6 protein-coding genes are annotated in these 7,671 nt (G+C 60.9%); 1 reads left to right on the top strand and 5 read right to left on the bottom strand.

Features of this window, described 5'->3' with window-relative positions; genetic code table 11:
- Window positions 1-227: hypothetical protein (locus BV106_RS09150; protein WP_038163672.1), on the top strand; the 227-nt coding region annotated here is incomplete at its 5' end.
- A 153-nt stretch (window positions 228-380) separates the two neighbouring features.
- Here the strand turns inward: BV106_RS09150 and BV106_RS09145 are convergent.
- The 5 genes from BV106_RS09145 to BV106_RS09120 form a co-directional block, all read right to left on the bottom strand.
- Window positions 381-1,529, bottom strand: coding sequence for a hypothetical protein (locus BV106_RS09145; RefSeq protein WP_051945489.1), 1,149 nt, complete (start codon window positions 1,527-1,529; stop codon window positions 381-383).
- 463 nt (window positions 1,530-1,992) lie between these two features.
- A complete protein-coding gene (locus BV106_RS35315) occupies window positions 1,993-2,871 on the bottom strand; it encodes a hypothetical protein (RefSeq protein ID WP_051945487.1) in 879 nt (292 codons plus the stop codon).
- Between the two features lie 350 nt (window positions 2,872-3,221).
- On the bottom strand, window positions 3,222-4,568 hold the full coding sequence (locus BV106_RS09130; RefSeq protein WP_038163666.1) for an ABC transporter permease: 1,347 nt from the start codon (window positions 4,566-4,568) through the stop codon (window positions 3,222-3,224).
- A gap of 96 nt (window positions 4,569-4,664) precedes the next feature.
- Complete coding sequence (locus tag BV106_RS09125) at window positions 4,665-5,339, bottom strand: HAD family hydrolase (RefSeq protein ID WP_038163664.1); 675 nt, start codon at window positions 5,337-5,339, stop codon at window positions 4,665-4,667.
- 114 nt (window positions 5,340-5,453) lie between these two features.
- Entirely contained in the window at window positions 5,454-7,625 is a 2,172-nt protein-coding gene (locus BV106_RS09120; protein WP_051945485.1) for a thioredoxin domain-containing protein, read from the bottom strand.
- Window positions 7,626-7,671: the final 46 nt, after the last annotated feature.

Here is a 7,671-nt window from a genome sequence, read left to right as displayed (position 1 = left end):
CGCTCGATCCCGTGGCGATCGTAACCCATTTCAAAAGCCAGCACTGGAAAAAGGCCGAGCGCTTCCTAGGTGGAGCCACCGCGGCAGAAGCCTTCGTGCAATGCGAACCCACCGGAGACGCGCTGGCAGTGTTCAAGACCAAATATGCAGCGGATCAGACCCGCATCATCGCCCAATGGAACGACCTCACCGCCTGGGTCGCCCTGCAACGAATTACGAATCCATAGAGAAGGAGGGCAAGAGCCATCGTCCTCCTCCGCGAAATCCCGTGGTCACCCACTTCGCTCACATGACACATTCCTCGAACCCCAACTGACGCACTGACGCACTGACGCACTGACGCACTGACGCACTGACGCACTGACGCACTGACGCACTGACTAAACCCGCACGACCAGTTCATCCATGATGAACTGCCAGAAATGCTCCGTGCCAAAACGCACGCGGGTCACGTTGCGAAACCGGGGTTCATACCACACGGGGCCCAGCGCAGAGAGCTCCACCCTGTCCACCGCCACCAGTACATCGCCCTGATAGGCCTCGATGATGACCACCTCGCCCTCAGCGCGGATCCACCCCAGCGTCAGATGGCAGCCCAGTAGGTCAAAGCCCTTCTCATGCGAGACTTCCGCAGGATGGCCGGAGCCATTGTAGGTCACCATGCGCCCAGACACGGTACCATTCACATAGCCCTCACCCTGGTAAAAGGCATTGTCCACGGCCACAAAGTTGTCCCAGCCCATGCCCGCATATCCTGTGGGAATCTTGCCAATGCCGGCCTGCACAGCCGATTCAAAGTTGATCGTCCGCCATTCGCTACCGTCGTCGGAGGCGTAGTCTCGACCCGGCGTAAGCGTGCCCACATGGGTTGGGAAGGAGCCCACCGTGACCGGACGGGCCAAGCGGCCTCGCACCAGCTCAAAGGTCCCCGCGTCACTCGGGATGCTGAAGTCGGAGATCGAGTCATGCCTCCGCCATGACAAGGGCGCCCCCTCGCGGGGCTCATGCTCAGACTGGCCGATTCGCCGCAGGTTCAGTTCTCCCTTAGCACTCCATTCAGAATCCGCCGGATCAAGAGTCGTCCGCACCTCCAAGTCCGGCGCAAGGCCGACCAGCTTGGGGGGATGCGGGGCAATCAAGCCCGAAACCGACCCTGCCAACGGCACAAACTCCACTTCCTGCACGGCATTGCCCGTCGTGACCACCCACCCATGCGGCGGAATAACTTCAAAGGTGCGCCAGCCTGGTCGAGTAATCGGGCTGATCTCCTCTGTGGTGGACATCTCAAAGTTCGTGAACCCGGCAATATTGGAATGCTTCACCAGCGGGGGCTCCTCTTCGGCCCTCATCTCCACCGCCACCGAAGCCATCGGCCGATCCCCCACGTCATAGTGCCCGCTCCGGTTCGTATCCCGGAAGACAAACACGGAAATGTTGAGCTTGCCGGTGCTGCCGGACCAGTCTGTCCGTTTGCGGTAGTAGTTGTCTGCGGGCGCAGCAGGCGGATCAGAGGGACGAGCAGGCTTCATGGGAACGGTGTGAACCAAAAAACACCCTCAACGACCGGATCTTTCCGGCCACTGAGGGTGCTTGAGAAAAAGGTCTGCCATTGTCCTCCGAATGCTCACGAGTTCATGACAGCCCAGCTATAAGGGGTGATCTAGCCACCATTCCCACCATTGGGAGGTGGGGGTGGTGGCACGGTGCCAGGATAACTCTCGTCTGAAAATCTCGGTTCGGGGCTCGGCTTTGTCGGGGTGCTCATGGCTGCTCTCCTTTGGTTGGGTTGGGTCTTACCTTGAATCTCACTTCACGGGAACTTGCTCCAGGCCGCATCATACGTTGAACCGAGGTTCAACGTCACACGAGTGTACCGGCTGATTCCCGGGAGGCAATCGTTTTTCGACCGGTGGTCGGAACCGCATTTTCATAGAAACTGCTTATGAAGCGCCCCTGAGTGGTTGCAACTCCCCCTTCACTCCTCCGTGAGATTCAACCAATGCCCGAGCCCACCTCCGCCACGTTCCTCCGGAAAAACAAATCCCGGGCGGTCGCGGCAGCCCAGTTGATGATGCAGAAGCCGAAGAAGACGGTCGCCATTGTGGCCACGGCACCGCCTGTGGCAAAGAGCGGGATGACCATCATTGCAACCATCAGCACCAAACCACGATACCACACAGCCGGAGTGAAACGCTGATACTGAAGATCACGCCACTGGCAAAAGCAACCGAGAGCCAGACCGGCCAGGATCATGGCGGCAATCGTCCGCTCCAGCAACATACCGACACCGAAAAGCAGCAACCCCCACCCCAGAGTGACGAAGATCATCCGATAGCCCCAGAGAGGTTTGCCATCGCTGGACCTTGAGGCGGAACTGGCAGCATACGGGAGCGGAGCGGGCCTGACCTTCGGCCCCAGGAGCCAGCGAGCAGCGCCATAGCAGGCAATGAGGCTGCACGCGATAGGCAGGCCAATGCTCCAGCCCATCATCACGTAGAAAGCCATCTCAGGATCATCCGACTGCATCCAGGTCCACTCTGGATGAATCCACGGCAACCCAAAGGTGAGCACGATGATGCTCCAAGAAAGATTCTGCGGCACCTCTCTGGCGCATTTCGGCCACGACTGACGCAGCGCCTGCCAGACCCCCACGGTCAGCTTGACCAAGGCGATCAACCACAGGACGCCTCCGTTGACGATAAGATCTGCCACTCCATCCAAAAGCCCGCTCCCATGGCTGATGAGCCGATCATCCAGATAGAGGGCTACAATCTGGATCATCAAGAGCTGGACCACTGCAATGAACAACACTCCACTGGCGCGCACGAACCGACGTCGGGCGCGAGTTTCCGGGGGTACAAGCCGGTCCATGCCGGAGATTCAATCACGGATGCGGCGGAGAAACAAGCAATGTTGCAGCTGGCTGGCAGCCCAATCATCCTCCGACATCGAGAGCCCCCAGAGGCACTCCGCCCTCCCCTCCCCCATCACCTGACGGCGCAGCCGTTTTGGGACTGCGGTGAGAATCACCGCTTTGGTTACGCCTTGTGACGTCCACCGTCCTCCCGGCCACCAACGAAGCCCATCCCACCCGATTGGCGTCACGACGCTGACAGTCAGACGCAACAAGCATCAGCGGTTACATCGAACCACTCTTGGTCGTCGTGGACGGCAACCGCCCCCAAGAGCCGGGACGGCTCTTCTACATTGACTAACCGCCCTTAATCCCGCAGCGCCACCGCCGGCTCCGTGCGGGCCGCCAGGAAGGCGGGCACCAATGCCGCGACAGAGCAAAGCACAAAGGCACCGCCACAGATGATGGCGACGTCCTTCGGCAGGACCTTGGCGGGCAGCTCGACAAGGCCGTAGATGGCGGGGTCGAAGAGCTGGAGCTTCAGTTTGTCGTTCAGGAAATCACGGATGGAATTCAGGTTGTACGCCACGGACAAACCCGCCGCGAGGCCGCAGATGGCCCCAAAGGCACCGACCATCATGCCCTGCCAGAGGAAGACCCACATGATCTGGCCAATGCGGGTCCCCAGAGCTGCGATGATGCCGATCTCACGACGCTTCTGCACGGTGACGGTGATCATGGTATTCATCACGCAGAAGGCTGCCACGAGCACGATGATGAAGAGGATGATGTACATCATCATCATCTCATTCTGCACCGCCCCGAAGAGACGGGCGTGAGCCTCCATCCAGGTGAAGGCCTCCCAAGATTCCGGGAGCACTTTGTTCTTCAAAAGCTGCTCTTTGATCGGCCCGGCCATGTAGGGCTCCTGCAGCTCGATCCCGATGCTGGAAATGCCGTCGTCGATGCCCCGAAGCTCCTGAGCCACATGCAAAGGCACCACCCCGATGGCCATCTTGTCCGAGTCCTGGAACTGGGGAGGATTGATGATCCCCGTCACCTTCAGATCGAGCGGAAGCACCAGTTCCCTCAGTTGTTTGAACGCAGCCTGCTTTTCCGCCTCAGGTTTGTCATCGATCTCTCGAATCGTCTGAACGATGCCATTGAGATTCGACGGAGCATACACGGTCACCGTGTCCCCCACCTTCAAGCCGAAGGCGTGGGCCACCCCACCATCCAGCACGATGTTGTCTCCGGAGAGGTCGAGTTCACCAGCTTCCACCATCTGCTTCTGCTTTTCTGCGAGGCGGTTGCCATCTTCCTGCTGGATGCCCCACATCCAGGCCGGGGCCATGCTGCCCTCGGACTCAATCAGCAGCAATCCACGCACCATGGGTGAGGCAGAGACCACTCCAGGTGTGCTGCGCAGATCTTTGATCACCTCCCGCCAGGGTTTGTCGGCGGCATCCGGTGGGCGATGGTTCTCGCCAAACATGGAGGTGCCCCAGGCGTCCCGGGCCTCAATGTGGGCCTCATAGCCCACCGCGAGCTCCTTCATCTGGGCATGGAAGCCCGCCATCACCGCGATGACCACGATCAGCACGCTCACCCCCAGCGTCACCCCCAGGATGGAGATGAGGGTGATGACGCTCACGAACGTCCGCTTGGGACGAAGGTAGCGGAGGGCGAGGTAGAGACTGAAGTTTTTGGTCACGGCGCGCAGTGTGGGTGGAGGCGTGGAGAATGCAAGGCACAAGGGCGGCACGAAGCCATCCGCCCTGCGGTCGGCAGCAATCGGGGGGTGCCGTTGTCAGTGGCTGGCGCGGAACAGTTGAAAAAGTTCCGGCACCGTCACCTCCTCCATGGACTTCAACTGCCTCCAGGCTCCCTGAAAGTCCAGGTGGCTGGTGATGGCGCAAGGCACCACCACACACCGCATGCCCGCAGCCGTGGCAGCGCGGAGTCCGTTGAGCGAGTCTTCAAACACCACCGCCTGCGCCGGATCCACCTCCAGCTTGCTGGCGGCGTGCAGGAACAGGCTGGGGTCAGGCTTCACCTTGCCACCCGTGTCCTCCAGGCAGGTCACGTTGAAAAAATAGTCCCACAGGCCCAGCTGCTTCAGCCAGCGGTCCACCCACTCATGCGGGGAGCTGCTGGCCACGGCGCAGGGGATGTTGTGATCCCCGGCCTCCCGCAGGAGCTGGCGCACCCCTGGGAGGGTGTCCTTGCCGACCAGGATCTCTGACACCCGCTTCCGACGCCGGTTGGTTAGGGCCGGCCAGTCCAGCAGCGCACCGGTGCCCACCAGCTTCTCCAGCGCCGCGGCCGGGTCATAGGCGCCGAAATCACTGCCCACGCACTGGGCCCAAGTCTCCAGCGGGAGCGGATGCCCGTGCTCGGCGTACAGTTCACGCCACCCTTCGTAAACGGCCGTTTCAGTATCCAGAATGAGACCGTCGAAGTCGAAGATCAGAGCGCGAGGCATTGGCGTGATGATGAATTGAGAATTTGAAATGCTTATTGGAAGTCGCCGTTGGCGATGGATGACACTTTAGAATGACTTGTGACCACTGAATTGGACCAAATCCAAAATCAGAGATCACAAATCCAAAAGACCGTTCAGAGCTTCCACCGTGGTTACGGGGGACTGGCAGACGCGGTTGCGGCAGACATAGGCAGCCGCCTGGCCATTGACGGGTTTCATGGCCCCCAGCGCCTCGTTCTTGGCGGCGAGGAAGGTCTGCCCTTCACCGCCATCCGCGTGCAGCAGCACCGCATGCGGCAGGTACCGGGACCGCGCCGCCGTGGCCAACGCCTGGAAACCGGCGTCCTCCTTGCTGCCAGCGAGCACGATTTCCACCTCGCCATAATGGCTGAAGTCCAGCGCCGCCACCATGGCCGGCACGGTGAAGGGGCTCTCCTCCAGACTCTTGCCAAAGAGGCGCAGCACCTTCTCCCCGCGCTCACGCAGGTCCTCCCGGGCGAGCATGCGCGCCAGGCGGAAGAGGTTCATCGCCGCCACGCTGTTGGGCGAGGGCTCCGCGCTGTCGTAGTCTTCCTTCACCTGCAACACGGAGTTGGGGATGGCCTTGCTGACGCTGAAATAACCACCCTTCTCCGGGTCGCCGTACTTGGTCTCAAACTCCTCCTGCAGCGCCGCGGCCCACTGGAGCCACTTCACGTCAAAGCCCGCTTCATACAGATCCAGCAACCCCTGGATGAGCAGCGCATAGTCTGAAGCGAAGCCCTGTACCGTGGAGACGCCCTCACGCCAGCTCCGGCGGAGGTTCGAGCCCTTGTCCGAAAGTTTGTCGTAAACGAACTGCGCCGACTGTGTCGCCAGTTCGAGGAAACCTGGCTCCCCCAACGCGCCGGCGGCACGGGCCAGGCCGGAGATCATGAGACCGTTCCAGGCGGTGAGCACCTTGTCATCCAGATGCGGATGCGGACGCTTTACCCGAGCTTCAAAGAGCACCTTGCGCCCACGCTCCAGGATGTCTGCCACCTTGTCCTCCTCCAGCTTGAAGTACTCCGCCGTCTTCTTGGGCGAGTACGCCCGGAAGAGCGTATTCAGCCCCTTGAGCTCCTCATGCGGATCACTTTCAGGACGCGCATTGCCATCGCGGCGAGCGCCATAGGCATAGCGGAAGATGCTGCCCTCCTCCTTGCCCAGCAGTTCATCGATCTCCGCGGCCTTCCACACGTAGAAGGCACCCTCCCCCTTCGTGGTGCGGGTTTCGTCCGTATAGCTGTCGGCGTCCTCAGCCGAGTAGAAGGCACCGTCAGGGTGACGCAGGTCACGCTTCACATACCCCACGATCTCGCGTGCGATGGTGGCGAAGCTCTTCACCCCCGTATGTTGATAGCCTTCCACATAGGCCGTGAGGAGCTGCGCCTGATCGTAGAGCATCTTCTCATAGTGCGGGACGTGCCAGTAGCCATCCACCGAGTAGCGGTGGAAGCCGCCACCGATGTGGTCGCGGATGCCACCGTTGGCCATACAGGTGAGCGTCGTCTTGCCCATCGCCACCGCCCAGTTGGACTCGCTCTCCTCCTTCTTCAGCGCGAGGTGCTTCTTCAACCGGCCCAGCAGATTCAACGTCACCGGACGGGGGAACTTGGGCGCGCCACTGAAGCCGCCTTCATGGTAGTCGAAGGCGTTCGACACATCGTCATACGCCTTCTTCATCACCGCATCGAAGGGGGCGTCGTGATGCTTCTGCTCGTCCTCAATATACTCCTGCAGTTTCTGGATGGCCGCCTCACTGCGCTCCATCACTCCGGCGCGATCATCTTTCCACACCTCCGCAATCTTCAGGCACAGGGCGCGGAAGCCCATGCGCCCACCTTTGTCTTCAGGCGGGAAATACGTGCCCGCAAAGAAGGGCTTCAACTCCGGGGTGAGCCACACATTCAGAGGCCAGCCGCCTCCACCGCTCACGGCCTGGGCGTAGGTCATGTAGGTAAGGTCCACGTCCGGGCGCTCCTCGCGATCCACCTTGATCGAAATAAAGTGCTCATTCAGCACCTGGGCCGTCTCCTCATTCTCGAAGGATTCCCGCTCCATCACGTGGCACCAGTGGCACGTGGAGTAGCCGATGGAGAGAAGGATGGGCTTGTCCGCCTTCCGCGCCTGCTCAAAGGCCGCCTCCCCCCAGGGGAGCCAGTTCACCGGATTGTGCGCATGTTGCAGCAGGTACGGAGACTTCTCGGTGGCGAGAGCGTTCGTGTGCTTGGGCGTGGTAGCTGGCGGCGTATCGGTCTGGCTCATGCGTCAAATTCGTGAAAAAGGGAGGCTCCTGCCCGGGGAGAGGGCA

The organism is Verrucomicrobium sp. BvORR106, assembly GCF_000739655.1.
Lineage (GTDB): Bacteria > Verrucomicrobiota > Verrucomicrobiia > Verrucomicrobiales > Verrucomicrobiaceae > Verrucomicrobium.
The sequence above is the reverse complement of the archived record's forward strand: the minus strand, read 5'-3'. Positions and strand labels throughout refer to the sequence as shown.